This is a genomic window from Phycisphaerales bacterium (assembly GCA_040217175.1).
Taxonomy (GTDB): Bacteria; Planctomycetota; Phycisphaerae; order Phycisphaerales; family UBA1924; genus JAHCJI01.
The window spans coordinates 473,323-489,864 of record JAVJNT010000002.1 but is presented as its reverse complement, the minus strand read 5'-3'; the positions used below and the strand labels follow the sequence as shown (position 1 = coordinate 489,864).

The window sequence follows — 16,542 nt, the reverse complement described above, 5'->3', positions numbered from 1 at the left end:
AAGGGCCGAAGGTACGTAGCAGCCGGACGCGCGCAGTAGGCACGCGTCGAACAGCCCGAGCCCGTTCCGACGGGCGGCGAGAGGACGCAGGACGATGCACAACGAACGACGCATGAACTCGACGACGCAGGCCGCCAAGCTCGCACTCTTGGCCGGCGCGGTGGTGGGAGCGATGGCCCTGACCGGGTGCTCGGGCAACGGTCGCACCTCGGCCGAGGCGCGGAACGCCGCGGCCGAGCGCATGGCCGGCATGAAGAGCGGCACCGAGTGGGACATGGCCCGCCAGGCCTTCCTCTCGGGCGACCCGCAGAAGGCCCTGGACCACATCGACCGCTCGATCGCGCTCAACGACGGAGTCGTGCGCTCGCACGTGCTCCGCGGGCGCATCATGATGGAGCTTGGCAACTTCGAGGAGTCGATGGCCTCGCTGGGCAAGGCCGAGGTCCTCGATCCGGAGGACGTGGACACCCAGTACTTCCTGGGCGTCGCTTACGAACGCATTGGTGAGAAGGAGCAGGCCATGGAGCGTTATCAGGCCGCCGCAGAGCTTGACACCGCCCGCGCCATCTACGCCGTCGCCGCCGCCGAGATGCTGATCGACATCGGTCGCACCGACGACGCCGAGAGCTACCTCAAGGACCGCCTCGATCTCTACCGCCACAACGCCGGCATCCGCCAGACGCTGGGCCACATCGCCATGATGCGCGGCGACGCCGTGCAGGCCTCCGACTGGTTTACCGAGGCCCGCTTCCTGGCGCCCGATGATCCCGGCGTGCTCGAGGATCTCGCTCGCGCCGAGCTGGCCGCCGGCCGCTTCGCCGAGGCCGAGTTCAACCTGGCCGAGCTCATGAACATGGAGGGCTTCGACGACCGCCGCGACCTGCAGCACATGCGGGCCCGGTGCCTCGTCGAGGTCGATCGCCCCGTCGAGGCGCGCGACGTGCTCGTGAGCCTGACCGAGGGCGACGGCGGCGAAAAGGACCTCGACGCGTGGATCCAGCTCGGCCACGTGTGCTACCAGCTGCGCGACATGGCCCGCGTGCGTCGCGCCGCCGGCCGCGTCATCGCGCTGGCTCCGCAGCGCAGCGAGGGCTACCTCCTCCGTGCCCTGCAGCAGCGCGGCATGGGCGACCTCGACGCCGCCCTGCAGAGCCTCGACCTGGCCATCCAGCGCAGCGAGGGCGACGCCTCGCCACTCATCCTGCGGGGCCTCATCGCCCAGCAGGCCGAGATGCCCGGCCTGGCCCGCTCGAGCTTCGAGGCGGCCCAGAAGCTGGACCCCAGCAACGAGAACGTGGCCCGCATGATCGCAGCCCTCGACGCCCAGTACGCCGAGACGTTCGCGACCATCCCCGACGACGGACAGTAAGCCGTACTACTCATCCGCCCTTCGGACGTCGGCGATCTCGCCGCGCACCGATCGGCGACCGCGATACTCCTCGACCCTGGGCGTGACGACCACGTCCAGGGTTTCTCCATTGCGGACGTGCTCGGCGTGCCGGCCCCAGTTCCAGCCCACGAGCTTGAGCATGGCGCCTGCCTCGTCGCGCACGAGCACGGACAGGTGGGCGCTCGACGAGCCCATGAGGATCGGCGCCTGGGCCACGCGAACGCCTCGCAGGCGAAGCCGGGGCGTCGGATTCCCGCGGCCGAAAGGGCCAAGCTTCTCGAGCGCGTGCACGGTCGATTCATCGAGCTCGTGCAGCGTCGCGTCGGCGTCGATGCGGATCTCGGGGGTGAGATCGTTGATGGAGATTCGGTCGTTGGCGTGGGCGACGAGCGCGTCCGAGAACGCGTCAAGCCGATCGGGTGAGACCTTCAGGCCGATCGCGGCGTCGTGCCCGCCGAACGACTCGACGAACTCGGTGCAGGCAGCGACCGCACCGTGCAGGTTGAAGCCCGGGATGCTGCGGCCGCTCCCCTTGCACGCGTCGCCGCTGCGCTGGAGCAGGATGGCCGGCCGGTTGTACCGCTCGACCAACCGCGAGCACGCGATGCCGATGACGCCCGGGTGCCAGTCTTCGTGGGCTAGCACGATGGCGCGGTGTCCGTCGCGGTCCATGCCAAGGCGCTCGGCCTCGGCGCACGCCTGTTCCACGATCAGCTTCTCGATCGACTGGCGCTGCTGGTTCAGCTCGTCCATCGCGTCGCAGATGGACTCGATTCGCGCCTCGTCGCTGGTCGTGAGCAGCTCGATGGCCTCGTCGGCCTCGGCCACGCGCCCGAGGGCGTTGATGCGCGGGCCGAGCCGGAAGCCCAAGTCGCCCACGCTGATCGGCCGCTGCTCGCGCACGCATCGTTCTGCGAGGACCGCCAGGCCGCGCACGCGGGTACGACGCATGAGTGCCAGCCCGTGCGTGACGAGGATGCGGTTCTCGTCGATTAGCGGCGAGACGTCGGCCACCGTGCCCAGCGCCACCAGCGGGAGCAGGTCGAGCAAGAGCGCCCGCGGCTCGGCGGCGGCCCGCCCGCCCTCGCCCGCGAGCGTCGCCATGCGCCAGGCCAGCTTGAATGCAACGCCCGCGCCACACAGCCCCGCGAAGGGATACGACGAATCGGGCCGGCCCGGGTGCACGACCGCGTCGGCTTGTGGCAACTCTTCGACCGAGGCGGGCGGGTTGTGGTGGTCGGTGATGATGAGCCGGACGCCGAGCTCGCGCGCCCGCCTCGCGGGCTCGACGGCGGTGATGCCGCAGTCGACCGTCACGATGACTGAAGCGCCGGCGCCCGCCAGCGTGTCGATCGCGTGGGCATGCACGCCGTAGCCATCGCGGAGGCGGTGGGGCACGTAGTGACGCAGCGTCGCCTGCGGGCACAGCAGGCGCTGGACGTGGTGCAGGATGGCCGAGCCCGTGGTTCCGTCGACGTCGTAGTCGCCGTAGATCGCGATGGTCTGGCCGGACCTCCCGGCCTCGAGGAGCATCTCGGCGGCCCGGTCGAGGTCGGGGATGCCCGAGGGATCGTGCAGGCCGGTGAGCTTCGGGTCGAGGCCGGCCGCGCCTAGGTGTGGCCGGCCTGCCAGCACTCTTGCGACGAGGGGCGGGAGCGACGGGTCGAGCACCCCCGGTGGATCGGGCAGCCGCCACCGCCTCGTCAGTCCACGGGGGCCGGCTGGCAGGGCATGGGGGGCGGACTGGGGAGCAGCGGGGGGCATGAGCCGTAGACTAGTTCGGCTCGCAGGCGGGTCCACCGGGAGAAGCAGTCGGATGGTGAAGCTGAACAAGATCTATACCCGAACCGGCGACGACGGCAGCACGGGCCTGGGCGACGGTTCCCGCGTCGCGAAGGCCGATCCCAGGGTCGACGCCTATGGAACCACCGACGAGGCCAACGCCGCCCTCGGGCTGGCCATCATCGCCTGCCGGGATGCCGGCGGGTCGGTCGAGGGGCTGGCGACCACCTTGGAGAGCCTCCAGCACGACCTCTTCGATTGCGGCGCCGACCTGTGCACGCCGGTGAAGGACGACGGCAAGGAGGGCGAGCGGCTGCGGGTCACCGAGGGCCAGGTCGACCGCCTGGAAGACCTGATCGACCGGTATAACCAGGGATTGCAGCCTCTCACGAGCTTCGTGCTGCCCGGCGGCACGCGGGCTGCCGCGGCCCTCCACCTGGCCCGCACCATCGTTCGCCGGGCCGAGCGGCTGTCGACCGAAGTGCTCGAGGCCGAGCCCGACGAAACGAACCCGACCGTAATCCGATACCTCAATAGGCTGAGCGACCTGCTGTTCGTGCTGGGCCGCGTCGCGAACACCAGCGGCGATGTTCTCTGGAAGCCCGGCGCCAACCGCGACGCCGACGAACCCACGACCTGAATCGATCCGAAATGGCGACCGCCACGTACACCAGCGAATTCGCGCAGGAGTTCGAAGCCGAGACCGGCGTGCTGCTGCGTCGTCGGTTCCTCTGGTTCTTGGGCGCCATGCTGGCGTTGTGGGCGTTCGGCCTCGTTGGCCTCGCATTCATGTGGGCGAACGCCGCCGAGGTTCCCCTGAGTGCTCGCCTGGGCATGACCGCGATTACCGTCATCGACATCGGCGTATACGTCTGGTTCTTCGTACGCGTGCACCGCAGCAAGCCAGACAAGGCCGCGCTCCTGTGGCTGACTCGCGTCTTGCTCGTGTACATCGGCGTCATGGGCCTTGCCACGACGCTGCTCGACCTGCCGGGGATGGGCTCGTTCGGCGGGGTGTTCCCAGCCGCGACGTTCTGGTTCGGCGTGTCGTTCTTCCTGGCGTCGATCTTCCTGCCCTGGTCGCCCGCCGAGGTGTACAAGACGGTCGGCCTCGTGCTGGCACTGCACGCCGTTGCGTACGTGGCGACGAACCTTCCGCCGAGCCTTGCCTGGCTGTGGCTCGCGTTCTTTCCGGCGTTCGTCGCGCCGGGCTTTGCCGTCTGCGCCGTCAAGCACAGCAGCCGCATGCGAGCCTACAAGATGCGCTTCCTCTCGACCCGCTACGGCGAGGTCCGGCGGGAGATGACCGACGCCCGCCGCATCCACGAGGACCTGTTTCCCGAGCCGCGCGACGTGGGCGACATCGTGTTCCGCTACACGTACCAGCCCATGCGGCAGATCGGTGGAGACTTCCTCTTCTTCAGCGAGAGCCCGGGCATCGAGGGCCGGGTCCCGATCAACGTCGTGCTGCTCGACGTCACGGGCCACGGCCTGGCCGCCGCGCTGACGGTCAATCGCCTGCACGGCGAGCTCGAACGCATCTTTGCCGAAGATCCGCACGCCGAGCCGGGCCACGTCGCGGCGCTGTTGAATCGGTACGTGCACCTGACGCTCGCCCAGCACAGCATCTACGCGTCGGCGGTTTGCCTGCGTGTCGATCCGACGACCGACGAGCTTACCTACGCGAACGCCGGCCATCCGCCGATGTTCCTGCGCGGCATCGACGGCACGATCGAGGAGCTCGACTCGACCGCGATCGTGCTCGGCGCCTGCCTGCCCGAGGACTTCCACGCCGACCCGCAGACACACAAGTTCGTGCCGGGTGACATGCTCGTCGCCTACACGGATGGTGCCATGGAGGCCCGTAACGAGCAGGGCAAGTGCATCGGCCGCTCGTGGCTCACTGCGATGCTTGCGCGGACGGAGTGTGAGCCGGGCGAATGGCCCCGCCGCATCATCGGCGAGCTCGACGGCCGCCGCCACGGCATGCCTGAGGATGACACGCTGGTCATCGAGGTCCAGCGGCGGCTCTCGCGGGGCTCAGCGCGGCGTGAGTCGGCCGAGAGCTCGAGGCAGCATGCGTGACTCGACCGATCAGGGTCCGCCGCCTCCCTCCGCACGCCCGTACGTGCTGGTGCCGTGGATCATCTCGTCGGTCAGCGCACCGGTCGCCCTGGTCGTGCCCTTCGTCCGGTCGGGTGGCTCGTCGTTCTTCCTGACGTCGTACGCCCTGCTGGCGCTGACGATCGGCGTGCCAACGGGCATCGTGTCGGCCCGTGTGGCCTACCTCGCGGCCGTTCACGACGGTGCCCACAACGGCAAGCGGGTCGCCGCCCGGTACTTTCTGGCCGCATTTCTCCTGGTTGCTGCGTCGATGGCGGTCATGCTGCCGGTTCTCGGCTGACGACGCCGGAAACTACTCAATCTTCGGCCGCCCGAAACCACCTTCATCGATGCCGGTATGACCTTGCGGGGAGGCCTCAGCCATGACCAGTCACCCGATCTCGTGGATGCTTACCGCTGCAACCCTGGCCCTCGCGACGCTCGCCATCGCCCGAGATGACCTGCCGCAGGCCAATGCGTCCGAGGCGCCGGCTTCCGGCGCGATGGTCGTTCGTGTGCCGCACGCCACGCGGTCGATCCTGGAGCAGCTCGAGTCCCTCCGGGCCGACTTCTGGACGCACACGCCGATCGTGGGCCAACCGATCGAGGTAGCGCTGTCGCGATCCCAGGCCGCAGCGCTGCGAGCTCGGGGCTTCGAGTTCGAGGTGATCATTGAAGACCTCGACGCGTTCGAGGCAAGCATGCGGGCCCAGAACGACGCAGCCCGCTCGGGTGATGCGACCGACTGGTATGCGGCCTATCGAACACCCGAGGAGTTCACCGAGCGGCTGGAACTGATCGAGGGTCTCAACCCCACCATCGTGCGGAAGCGTCTCATCGGCCTGTCGATCGAGGGCCGACGCATCGAGGCCTACCGCATCACCGGCGCAGGACTGGCGGTCGGCAAGCGTGCCGTGGTGCTCATTGGTGGGACGCACGCCCGCGAGTGGGTTGCGCACATGGCATCGATGTACACGCTCGAGCAGTTCGTCCGCGGCTACGGCGATGATCCCGAGATCACGCAACTGCTCGACCGCCTTGAGTTCATCTTCATCCCGCTGCTCAACCCCGATGGCACGAAACACTCGCACGACGTCTACGCCTGGTGGCGGAAGAACCGGCGCGGCGACGGCATGGGCGGCGTCTGGGGCGTCGACAACAATCGCAACTACAGCGTTGGTTGGGGCAGGGGCGTCGGATCAGGCGAAACCTATCCGGGCGAGTTCGAGTTCTCCGAACCCGAGAACCAGGCGTTGCGGAACTTCCTACTTCCCATGAAGGATCGCGTGGCTGCCGTGGTCGACGTCCACGCATCGGGCGGCGTGCTCTTCACGCCGTACAGCTACCAGGGACGCCTGCCGGTCGAGCGGTATGCCCTGATTGCGCAAGCCAGCGAGGAGATCGCTGCGGCGATGAGTGCCGCACCCGGCCTCGATCGAACCATCGGATGGCGCACGCCCGGCAGCTACGGCGGCACGTCGAAGGATTGGGCCTTCGACGAGCTCGAAGCACTTTCGTGGACCTTCGAGCTTGGCGAGGGATGGATGGGTCCCGTCGAGCGCATCAAGCCCTGGGGCCGATCGCTCGTCGCGGGCGCCATCGCGCTCGGGCAGTTCGTGGATCGACCGATTCAGCTGGCCGTGTACGCGCCTGGCGGTACCGTGCGCAACTACGTAGGACTGGGCGAGCCATTCTCCATACGCGTCGAAGCGATGGACGGCAGCAGCAAAGTCGATCCCGCCTCGGTGCGGATCTACCAGCAGGTCTACGGCGAGAGCGACTTCGTCGTTGCTGAGGCGGAGCACCTGGGTGACGAGGCATATCGGGCCGAGCTCATGGGCATCTCGTGCGACCGCTGGGTCACCGGTTTCTACGCCGAGGCGACGACGATCGACGGCCAAGTCGTCCGCGTTCCGGCCGATGGGTCGCTCATCGACGTCACGACGCAGTTCGAGACGGTCAATCTGCACCCGTGCGAAACGACGTCGGGCTGGGCCGAGCGCGACATTGGCGACACGGCGACGACCGGCCTCTGGAGCATGCGCGATCCCGTCGCGACGGCGCTCCAGCCCGAGAACGACACGACGCTGCAGGGCTCGCGCTGCCTCTTTACCGACCCCACGGCCCCCTCCAACCCGGAAGATGGCATGGTCAACGGCGTCGCGTCAATGCGGTTCGTCGGATGGCGTCCGGAATTCCGCGGCCCCGCGTCGGGCAAGCTCGAGTTCAGCTACTGGGCCGCTCGCCCGCACGGCAGCCCGCCCGTTGCCATGGTGGTCGAGGTCTCGACGGACCAGGGGGCGACGTGGGAACACATCGTCACGCTCGAGGCCGACCACGAGCCAGCGTGGAAGCACTACCGGGGAAGCGTCCCCTTGCCACACTACGAGTGGTTGATCATGACGCGGTTCCGCGCCGGCGTGGGCGAAGGCGACGTACTGGGCGAGTTTGGCATCGACGACGTCCGGACCGTCATCCGGCGGTGTGACTTCCACCCTGGCGACTTCGATCGAAACGGCGTCGTCGACTTATTCGACATGCTGGCGTTCCAGGGCGCGTTCCAGGCCGGCGACCCTCGTGCCGATCTGGACGGCGACGGCGAGCTGACGATCTTCGACTTCCTGGAGTTCCAGCGGCTCTTCGAGCTCTGATCTACGAAAGGTCCTGTTCGAGGACGATGCGGTAGCGAGCGTTGCCGTCCTTGAGGTGCTGGAGCGCGTCGTTGGTGTTCGACATCTTGAAGCTCTCGGTGACCGGCGCGATGCCGTGGCGGCCGCAGAACTCGAGCATGTCCGTGATCGTCGCGGGCGAGCCGAGCGGGCTGGCAGACACCTGCCGCTGCTTCATGAGCAGGTCGAAGACCTCGACCTCCATCGGGTCGGGCACGGCTCCGACGCTGTGCAGGGCCCCCCGAGGGCCGAGGGCGCTCAGGAACGCCTTCCAGTTCAGATTGGCGTTGGCGGTGTTGAGGATGAGGTCGAATCGGCCGGCCTCGTCCTCGAGTGCCTTGTCGCTCGTCGAGTCGACGATGCGGTGCGCGCCCATCTTCTTGGCCTGATCGCCCTTCTTGTCGGGATTGGACGTAAAAGCCGTGACCTCGCAGCCCCAGGCGTTGAGGAACTTCAGCGCCAGGTGCCCCAGCCCGCCGATGCCGATGACGCCCACGCGGTCGGTGGGCGAGACGCCGAGCTGCACGATGGGATTGAAGACGGTGATGCCCCCGCAGAACAGTGGGCCGGCGGTCTTCGCGTCGACGCCGTCGGGGATCGGGATCGCCCACGCCTCGTCGCAGCGCACGCGGTTGGCAAAGCCGCCGTGCCGCCCGACGATGGTGCCCTCGGTGTCGGGGCACATGTTGTGGTCGCCGCCCATGCACTGGCGGCAGCGCATGCACGACTTGCTGAACCAGCCAAGGCCGACGGTCTGGCCGACCTCCAGGTGGTCGATCTGGTCGCCCTTGGCGGCGATCGTGCCCACGACCTCATGGCCCGGCACCAGCGGATACTGGCTCATGCCCCAGTCGTTCTGGAGCATCGACAGGTCGCTGTGGCACACGCCGCAGGCGACGACGTCGATGTCGACCTGGTGCCCGCCGAGCTCGCCCAGCTCGAACTCGAAGGGTTCGAGCGATCCCCCGGCCTCGTGTGCCGCCAATGCCTTGACCGTGCGTGCCACGGTGTACCTCCGGCTGCCCGATGCTACCCGAGTGTGGCCGGCCGAACGCAAGGTCCCGGGGTGTCGTATCCCCCCTGACCTACGAGGAGACCCCCATGCCCTACGTCAACGTCCGCATCACGCCCGCCGCCACGCGGGAGCAGAAGGCCCGGATCATCGCCGAGATCACCGACACGCTCGGCCGCGTGCTGGGCAAGGCTCCCGAGCACACCCATGTGGTGATCGACGAGGTGGACGAGCAGAACTGGGGGTTCGCGGGCGTGCCGACCGACGTGTTACGGGCGAAGAAGCCGGAGTAACTACTCGCCCGGGATGTAGCTGATCGCTCCCTCGAACGGGCTGCTGGCCGTCGCGTAGAGCTTCTTCTCGATGCGGCCGCTGCGGTAGCTCAGGTAGCCGGCGTCCAGGGCGAGGCGCATGGCGTGGGCCATGAGCACCGGGTCCTTGGCGTGGGCGATGGCGGTGTTGAGCAGCACGCCGTCGGCGCCCAGCTCCATCGCGACCGACACGTCGCTCGCGCTGCCGACGCCGGCGTCGACGATCACCGGATAGTCCGGGTCGCCGTCCTTGAGGGCTTCGAGGCAGAGCACGATGTTGGCCTGGTTCACCACGCCGCGGCCGCTGCCGATGGGGCTGCCCGCGGGCATGACGCTTGCAGCGCCCAGGTCCTTGAGCCGCTTGGCGACGATGGGGTCGTCGCTCGAGTACACGAGCACCTTGAAGCCGTCGTCGATGAGCTGCTTCGTGGCCTCGACGGTGCCCACGGGGTCGGGCAGCAGCGTGCGCTTGTCGCCCAGCACCTCGAGCTTGACCCAGTCCTGGCCGGGGTTGTCGATCTGGCTCAGCAGCTCGCGCCCGAGCCGAGCAACACGCACGGCGTCGTCGGCCGTGAAGCAGCCGGCGGTGTTGGGCAGGATGGTGTACTTGCCCGTGTCGACGTAGTCCAGCAGGCTCTCGCCCTTCTCGTTCACGAGGCGTTCGCGGCGCACGGCCACGGTCACCACGCGGCAGCCGCTGGCCTCGAGGGCGCGCTGCATGAGGTCGTAGCTGGCGTACTTGCCGGTGCCGACGAACAACCGGCTGTCGACGGTTCGGCCGGCGATCGTGAGCGGGGCGACGAGGGCGTTCGAGTCGGTGGAAACAGGGGCGGACGTGGGGCTCGATGCGGTCATGAACCATCGTAGGGGCACGCCGACCCCAGCACGGGCTACGGTCTAGCGACACGCGTGCTCGAATTGGTTGAAGAACTCCAGGAAGTCGAAGAGGTCCAGGCGGCCGTCGAAGAACACATCGGCCCTGGGGTCGCTCGCATCGAACAGGTTCTGGAACTCGAGGAAGTCGAACACGGTTGCCTCGCCGTCGCCATCGAGGTCGGCGGGGCAGGACAGGAGCCAGCGGATGTGGTCCTCCGCGGCGTCGATGCTGCTCGCGCCCCAGTTGTCCCATTCCTGTCCGGCAACGATGACCCTCCCAGCGCGGGACACGATGACTGCTGGGGCGCGGTCGTCTTCGAACAAGGCTATCGGGAACGCGCCCGGTGCGGGCGTCAGCCGATCGCCATAATCGGGACCAAAGGTCTCATCACGAAGATTCATGCCGAACGTGCTCGAGAACGCCGGGTGCCGGAGTTCGGGCGTTAAGGGTCCCCCGAATGGCACGCGAATCTGTGGAAACGGCAACTTGAGGTTCTCCGTTCCCGCAATGCCCAGCGTGTCCCAGAGCAGTGGATTCTGCTCGATCTTCGCCATCGAGAACATGAGCTTGCCGCCACGCTGCACGTGGACCTCGAGCTCGTCGGCCAGGTCGGCCTCGAAGCCGCGGCCGAAGGCGAAGCGCCAGCGGATGATGACCAGGTCCCATTCCTGGGCGCGGAGCTGATCGAGGAGGTCCTGGCCGTCCTGCGGAATCAACGTCGTGTGGGGACCGAGGCCCATGCCGAGAATCGCGGTTCCAATCCACGCTGCATCCCAACTAAACGGCGAAGAGAACAGGATCTCCGGATCGTCCTGGGCCCGTGCGTGGCTCGATGCGAGGGCCAGCAGCAAGGCGGTCAAAGTCACTCGAGTCTTCATTCGAAGGCCCCCTCCTTCGGCTCAGGTTTTAACTGTGCCCTCACGCACACCCGTCCTCGAACGCCGTCTGGAACGCCAGGAAGTCGAAGATGGTCAGGTCGCCGTCGTCGTCGAAGTCGGCCGCTGGGTCGCCCGCGGCGAAGAGCGTCTGGAAGCACAGGAAGTCGAAGATGTCAAGCCCGCCGCTGGCGTCGCAATCGACCGGGCAGCCCGATAGCTCGGCCGCGTAGACGTTGCCGGCCCGGAAGCCGAGCTCGTCGGACTCGGGTGCGCCGCCGACGAGCCAGGACCGATCGGCGCCGGGCTTCGCGTAGGCGACGCTCGTGCCGAACTGCTCGCTGCGCGCGATCGCCGTCGAGGCGGGCGAGACGAACTTCTGAACGAAGCGCCACGAGCGCCCGTCGCGCTCGTACGCGTAGATCGCGCCCGCGTCCTCGGCGACCTCGGGGTCGTTCTGGGCGCCCACGAGCAGGCCCGTGCCGTCCTCGGAGAGGTTGACGTCGAAGCCGAATTGCTGGTCCCACTTGAGGTCCGGCGGCTCGAGCCGTGCGGTGCGCGTCCACACGCCGTCGACCTTCTCGAAGACGTAGACCGCACCCGGGCCGGTAAAGAGTGAGGGGACCGAGCCCTCGTTGTACGCGCCGACGACCAGCACGTCGCTCGCGGCGTCCATCGACCACCCGAACCGCTCGTTGAAGCCCGGCACGTCCTGCTCGAGCGTGGCCGTGAGCTGCCAGTCGTCGCCGACCTTCTCGTAGACGTCGACCGAGCCGCGGCCTCGGTAGGTGTACGTATCGCCATCGATGTTGAACGTACCCGCGGCGAAGAAGCCATCGCCGACGGCAACCGACCAGCCGTAGAGATCGTCCTCGTCGCCCCGCTCGAACTCGGCGACGGGCTCGAATCGATCACCGAACCGCTCGAACACGCTGACCCGCCCGGAGTACGGGCCTCGGCTCTGGGCCGAGGGCGAGCCGACGACCAGCAAGTCGCCACGGATCGCTACCGACGAGCCGAACAGGTCGCCGCGCTCGATGGGCGTGATGGTGAAGAGGTCCTGGGTGTACCGCCACGAGTCGCCGACGCGCTCGAAGACTTCGACGAATCCGCCGGCGAGCGCGAGCCGCGTGTCCTGCGGCGAGCCAACGACCAGCGTGTCGCCCGATGCCGCGATGGCGGTGCCCCAGAACTGCCCGCCGTACGCGCCGATGCTGATGACCGTGTCTTCCTCGACCCAGGCGCCGGTCACGTCATCGAATCGGAACGGCGTGACCGACCCCGAGTTGAACCCGGTGACGTTGTCTTGCGGCAGCGCGACGAACAGCCAGTCGCCGGTGGCCGCGAGCTGGTAGCCCGCGAGGTCGAGCCGCTCGGTGGAGGCCGGCGTGAGGCGTTCGGTCGCGGGCGTCCCGATCTGGGCGCTCGCGGCCGTTGCGGCAACCATGGACGCGACGATGGTTCGGATAATATCAGGGTTCATATCCCTGCTCCTCGGTACTGGCGGGCGTCGGACTCGGCCGCTGCTCGAGGCCGATTTCTCATGGCTACGGGCCGTCGGTCGAGGCCCGTTTCGGATCGGACTGTCACATCGCTGCGTTGGTTGCCCCGCGAACCCGCCGAATGCCGATCGTGTACCGTTGGTCGTGCCGCGGCCGTTGCAGCGGCCGGCACACCCAGGAGATTCGGTGTATGTGTGGAATCGTCGCCTACCTCGGCCACCGCCAGGCCCGTCCGCTGCTCATCGAGGGCCTCAAGCGGCTGGAATACCGCGGCTACGACTCGGCCGGCATGGCGGTCATCGACGGCGGGCTGCACGTCGCTCGCGCCGTCGGACGCGTGAGCAACCTCGAAGGCATCGTGGAGGGCAACCCGGACTTCGAGGGCACGCTGGGCATCGCCCACACGCGCTGGGCAACGCACGGCGGGGTGACCGAGGCGAACGCCCACCCGCACCGGGACGACACGAACGGCATCGCCCTGGTCCACAACGGCATCATCGAGAACTACAGCGCCCTGCGCACCTACCTCACCGAGCGCGGCCACACGTTTCATAGCGAGACGGACACCGAGGTGCTCGCCATGCTCATGGGCGAGCTCTACGACCCCGAGCACGGCATGGACCTGGAAAAGTCCGTGCAGGCGGCGCTGCGAGAGGTCACCGGCGCGTACGCCATCGCCGTGGTGTGCGAGCGGGAGCCCGATACGCTCGTCTGCGCGCGCAAGGGCTCGGCGCTGCTCGTCGGCGTGGGCAGCGGCGAGTTCGTCGTCGCATCCGATCCGGCCGCCATCGTCGCCCACACGACGCAGGCCTTCCCGCTCGAAGACTACAACGTCTGCAAGATCACGCGTGAGAAGTTCACGACCAGCACGATCCACAACGTGCCCGTCACGCCGCGCGTCGAGCAACTCGAGCTCGACCTGGAGCAGATCGAGCTGGGCGGCTACGCCCATTTCATGCAGAAGGAGATCTTCGAGCAGCCCGCGGCCCTGCGTACGTGCATGCGCGGACGGCTGAACAGCGCCGACGGCATGGTCGTTCTCGGCGGGCTACGTCAGTTCGCCCCCCAGCTCGTGCGCTCGAGACGCGTCATCTTGGCCGCCCAGGGCACGGCCCTGCACTCGGCCATGATCGGGGAGTACTTGCTCGAGGACCTCGCCAAGGTGCCCGCCGAGTGCGAATACGCCAGCGAGTTCCGCTACCGCAACCCCATCATCGAAGAGGGCACGGTGGTGGTGGCCGTCAGCCAGAGCGGCGAGACGGCCGACACGCTCGCGGCCCTAACCGAAGCCAAGGAGCGCGGCGCGCTCGCGCTGGGCGTCATCAACGCCGTGGGCTCGAGCATCCCCCGTATGACCGACGCGGGCGTGTACCTGCGTGCCGGACCGGAGATCGGCGTCGCGAGCACTAAGGCCTTCACGGCCCAGGTCGCCGTGCTCACGATGATCAGCCTGTTTATGGCCCGGCGTCGCTTCATGAGCGCCGAGCAATGCACCGACCTGATCAAGGAGCTCGAGCTCTTACCCGACAAGATCGAGAAGGTCCTCGAACTCAACGACTCCATCCGCTCGATCACCGAGAAGTACGTCGAGCGTGAGAATTGGCTGTTCCTGGGTCGAGGATACAACTACCCAACGGCGCTCGAAGGCGCACTGAAGCTCAAGGAGATCAGCTACATCCACGCCGAGGGCATGCCTGCCGCAGAGATGAAGCACGGGCCGATCGCGCTCATCGACGACGGGATGCCGGCGGTCTTTATCGCCACCCGCGGAAGCCAGTATGACAAGGTCATGAGCAATATCAGCGAGGTCCGCAGCCGGGGCGGTCACGTCATCGCCGTGGCGACCGAGGGAGACCGCGAGATCGATAAGCATGCCGAGGACGTGTTCTTCATCCCAGACGTGCCCGAATGCCTCAGCCCGATGCTCGCGGTCGTGCCGCTGCAGCTCATGGCCTACCACGCGGCCGTCCTCCGCGGCCACGACGTCGACAAGCCACGGAATCTGGCCAAGAGCGTGACGGTCGAGTAGACCTATCATCGCCGGAGCAGCGTCCGTCCTACCAGCTTCGCACGTGCCACGGAAGGCAAGCACATGGAACGCCCGCAGCATACCCAAGCCGGTTCTCGGTCAGCACCGCGGCCCGTCGAGGTCTTCGCCCACGACACGCCGGGTGCTCGGATCGATACCGACCGCCTCATCCTTCGACCGGCAACGCGAGACGATGCCGAGGCGTTCGAAGCCGCGCTCGATTCGCTGATCGCTTCGGGCGACGGCACCAGCGGCGTGAATCTTCCGGGCGAGCACGCCAAGCAGATCGTCAAGCGGCAGCTCGAGCTCACGGCCAAGGGCCTGCGCACGGGCAACGCACTCCGCCGCGCCATCTTCGATCGCGAAGACACGAACGCCATCTTGGGCTGCTGCAATCTCATCGCCATCGAACGCGGGCTCGAGTGGTTCGCCGAGCTTGCATTGTGGCTCGCTCCCGAGGCAAGGGGCAAGGGGATTGCTCGCGAGGCCTGCGCGGCGGTCACCGAGCACGCGCTCGCCGATCTCCCAGGCGGACTTGGGTGCGCAAGCGTTCGAGCCTACGTGCAGCCGACCAACAGCCGCGCTCAGTCCCTCTTCGCAAACCTCGGCTACGTCCACCAGCCCACCACGCGTGAGCACAAGGACATGGGAGGCGAGCACCACCCGCACGAACTCTGGTTGCGGAGCCTGTCCTAGCGGCCGTACCACCAGCGAATGAACTTCTTCACCTGCTCGACCTGCTTCGCTTCGGGCGGGTCGGTCGGTACGCGCACGCGTCGGCTCGTCATCGAGACGTGCACCGGCCGGGTCATGGCAAGTAACCCGAGCTCGCCACGGCTTAGGCCCCAGCCGCTGTCGCCAAGTGCGGGCAGCGGGGCGCCCGGGTGGGCCGTGGGAATGATGGTGTCGTTGATGGTGACGGTTCCGGCGCCCAAGCGCCGGGCAAGCGCTCGAGCCTCGGCGGTGTCGCGAGAAAAGATGCTCGTCGCCAGATGCTGTCCGATGCCGCGGTGCACCTCAAGCATGCGTTCGACGGAGTCGCAGGACACCACGGCGATCGCCGGCCCGAAGTGGTCGCCCGTGACGAGTTCATCGCCCGCCAGGCATCGCTCGACGGTCGGCGTCGCTTGATTGCCGCCGCAATCGGTGAGCGGTCCGCTCTTGGCGACTTCGGCTTCCAGCAGTGTCGTAAACTCGTCGGCGACGCCCGCGTCGACCAGCACACGCCTGGGCGCCATGCACGTCTGCCCCGCGTTCAGGCGCACGGCCGCGCCGATCGATCGCGCGGCGAGCCGGACGTCGGCGTCACGGAGCACGAACGCCGAGTCGCGTCCCGAGAGTTCGAGCGTGCTGGGAATGAGCCGCGGCCCGACCGCCGCCGCAATCTCTCGCCCAACGGCGGTGGAGCCCGTAAAGACCAAATGATCGAGCGGCTCGTCGCGGAGCATGGCTGCACCAGCTTCACGCGTGGCCTCGAGGGCTCGGAGCGTTCCTTCGGGTAGCCCGGCGTCGCCGGCGATCTCGAGCAGCTTCGCCTGCGTCTTCGGGCATCGCTCGCTGGGCTTGACGACCACCCGATTGCCCGCCACCAGGGCCTGCACCAGCTGAACGCCCAAGAGCTGCACCGGGTAATTCCAGGTCGCGATGATGCCCACCAGGCCTAGGGGCTCCCGATGGAGCCGGTGCCGCTGGCCGATCTGCCACACGCTCGCCCCGCGAATGCGCTGCGGACGCAGGACCCTGCGGGCGTGCCGCTCGTGCCACTTGCAGCTGCTTAGCAGCGGCACGAGGTCGCTCACCAGAGTCTCGAACGGGTCCTTTCGTACTTCGTCGGCGGCGAGATCGATGAGATTATCTTGATGCTCGACGACGGATCGACGGAACCGCCGGATCCACTCGAGTCGCTCGCGGAGCAGCCATGAGGCTGGAGAACCCCCTGACGGTCCGGAGACTCCCCCTCCGGAATGACTGTCGGGCAAGGCGGCGTCCATC

Annotated in this window: 14 protein-coding genes; 8 read left to right on the top strand and 6 right to left on the bottom strand. The window is 67.8% G+C overall.

Features of this window, described 5'->3' with window-relative positions:
• Positions 1-94 precede the first annotated feature (94 nt).
• The gene (locus RIA68_09225) at positions 95-1,369 is read left to right on the top strand and encodes a tetratricopeptide repeat protein (GenBank protein MEQ8317623.1); all 1,275 of its coding nucleotides are present in this window, start codon (positions 95-97) and stop codon (positions 1,367-1,369) included.
• Between the two features lie 6 nt (positions 1,370-1,375).
• On the opposite strand, the gene recJ is transcribed toward RIA68_09225, so the two are convergent.
• On the bottom strand, positions 1,376-3,154 hold the full coding sequence (gene recJ / locus RIA68_09220) for a single-stranded-DNA-specific exonuclease RecJ (protein MEQ8317622.1): 1,779 nt from the start codon (positions 3,152-3,154) through the stop codon (positions 1,376-1,378).
• 52 nt (positions 3,155-3,206) lie between these two features.
• Between recJ and RIA68_09215 the strand changes: the two genes are divergently transcribed.
• The 4 genes from RIA68_09215 to RIA68_09200 all read left to right on the top strand — a co-directional run bounded on the left by RIA68_09215 (position 3,207) and on the right by RIA68_09200 (position 7,926).
• Entirely contained in the window at positions 3,207-3,812 is a 606-nt protein-coding gene (locus RIA68_09215) for a cob(I)yrinic acid a,c-diamide adenosyltransferase (protein MEQ8317621.1), read from the top strand.
• Positions 3,813-3,823: 11 nt separating this feature from the next.
• The gene (locus tag RIA68_09210; GenBank protein ID MEQ8317620.1) at positions 3,824-5,257 is read left to right on the top strand and encodes a SpoIIE family protein phosphatase; all 1,434 of its coding nucleotides are present in this window, start codon (positions 3,824-3,826) and stop codon (positions 5,255-5,257) included.
• Positions 5,250-5,576, top strand: coding sequence for a hypothetical protein (locus RIA68_09205; protein MEQ8317619.1), 327 nt, complete (start codon positions 5,250-5,252; stop codon positions 5,574-5,576). The genes RIA68_09210 and RIA68_09205 overlap by 8 nt, the downstream gene beginning before the upstream one ends.
• A gap of 82 nt (positions 5,577-5,658) precedes the next feature.
• The gene (locus tag RIA68_09200) at positions 5,659-7,926 is read left to right on the top strand and encodes a M14 family zinc carboxypeptidase (protein MEQ8317618.1); all 2,268 of its coding nucleotides are present in this window, start codon (positions 5,659-5,661) and stop codon (positions 7,924-7,926) included.
• 1 nt (position 7,927) lies between these two features.
• On the opposite strand, the gene RIA68_09195 is transcribed toward RIA68_09200, so the two are convergent.
• Positions 7,928-8,950: an NAD(P)-dependent alcohol dehydrogenase gene (locus RIA68_09195; protein ID MEQ8317617.1), complete on the bottom strand. Its 1,023-nt coding sequence runs from the start codon at positions 8,948-8,950 to the stop codon at positions 7,928-7,930.
• A gap of 95 nt (positions 8,951-9,045) precedes the next feature.
• On the opposite strand from RIA68_09195, the gene RIA68_09190 reads away from it, so the two are divergent.
• Positions 9,046-9,249, top strand: coding sequence for a 4-oxalocrotonate tautomerase family protein (locus RIA68_09190; protein MEQ8317616.1), 204 nt, complete (start codon positions 9,046-9,048; stop codon positions 9,247-9,249).
• Here RIA68_09190 and RIA68_09185 read toward each other — a convergent pair whose 3' ends face one another.
• The 3 genes from RIA68_09185 to RIA68_09175 are packed head-to-tail and all read right to left on the bottom strand — an operon-like array spanning position 9,250 to position 12,502.
• Positions 9,250-10,122, bottom strand: a complete 873-nt coding sequence (locus RIA68_09185) for a thiazole synthase (protein ID MEQ8317615.1) — start codon at positions 10,120-10,122, stop codon at positions 9,250-9,252.
• A gap of 42 nt (positions 10,123-10,164) precedes the next feature.
• Positions 10,165-11,022 (bottom strand): GC-type dockerin domain-anchored protein, encoded by an 858-nt coding sequence (locus RIA68_09180; protein MEQ8317614.1) that lies wholly within the window; start codon positions 11,020-11,022, stop codon positions 10,165-10,167.
• A gap of 40 nt (positions 11,023-11,062) precedes the next feature.
• A complete protein-coding gene (locus RIA68_09175) occupies positions 11,063-12,502 on the bottom strand; it encodes an FG-GAP repeat protein (protein ID MEQ8317613.1) in 1,440 nt (479 codons plus the stop codon).
• 209 nt (positions 12,503-12,711) lie between these two features.
• Between RIA68_09175 and glmS the strand changes: the two genes are divergently transcribed.
• Both glmS and RIA68_09165 read left to right on the top strand, forming a co-directional pair.
• Positions 12,712-14,550: a glutamine--fructose-6-phosphate transaminase (isomerizing) gene (gene glmS, locus RIA68_09170; GenBank protein MEQ8317612.1), complete on the top strand. Its 1,839-nt coding sequence runs from the start codon at positions 12,712-12,714 to the stop codon at positions 14,548-14,550.
• A 63-nt stretch (positions 14,551-14,613) separates the two neighbouring features.
• A complete protein-coding gene (locus RIA68_09165) occupies positions 14,614-15,246 on the top strand; it encodes a GNAT family N-acetyltransferase (GenBank protein MEQ8317611.1) in 633 nt (210 codons plus the stop codon).
• On the opposite strand, the gene RIA68_09160 is transcribed toward RIA68_09165, so the two are convergent.
• Positions 15,243-16,541: an aldehyde dehydrogenase family protein gene (locus RIA68_09160; GenBank protein ID MEQ8317610.1), complete on the bottom strand. Its 1,299-nt coding sequence runs from the start codon at positions 16,539-16,541 to the stop codon at positions 15,243-15,245. The genes RIA68_09165 and RIA68_09160 overlap by 4 nt on opposite strands.
• Between the last annotated feature and the right edge of the window lies 1 nt (position 16,542).